Source organism: Mesorhizobium sp. M8A.F.Ca.ET.181.01.1.1 (genome assembly GCF_004792025.1).
Lineage (GTDB): Bacteria > Pseudomonadota > Alphaproteobacteria > Rhizobiales > Rhizobiaceae > Mesorhizobium.
This window is the reverse complement of sequence record NZ_SRTV01000066.1, coordinates 1-394: the sequence shown is the minus strand read 5'-3', so window position 1 is coordinate 394 and position 394 is coordinate 1. Positions and strand designations below refer to the sequence as shown.

The following is a 394-nucleotide window of genomic DNA, read 5'->3' as shown; positions in this document are numbered from 1 at the left end:
CGATTACTGTGGGCACGAGGCCGAGGCCTGTAACCGGTGGATAGCTGAATTGCATGTCTACCTCGTTGAAGTGGGCTGCTGTCCGTATGACGCTTCGGCGCGAGACGGCGTGACACAAATTTTTTTTCGCGTGCCTGTCACGCGGCGGCCCGCTCAACCGTCAAGCTGCAATGGATGCCTTCGCGGCGCGTCGTCCGGCAATTCCATAGGCGGCGCACGCGTTTTTCACCACGCACGATCTGGAGGTCCACGCATGAAAGAACATAAAATCGACAAGGCATCCAGCTTCCGGGCTGTGCGCGCCCGTCTGCTCGCGTTGGCGTATCGCATGCTCGGCAGCCGCGCCGAGGCCGAGGACATCGTGCAGGACGTCTGGCTGAAGTGGCACCTTGCC

Annotated in this window: 1 protein-coding gene; it reads left to right on the top strand. The window is 61.2% G+C overall.

The genetic code is table 11. The annotated features are described in order from the left end of the window. Nucleotides 1-253: 253 nt before the first annotated feature. On the top strand, nucleotides 254-394 hold a 141-nt coding region (locus EN824_RS33605), incomplete at its 3' end, for a sigma factor (RefSeq protein ID WP_281041407.1).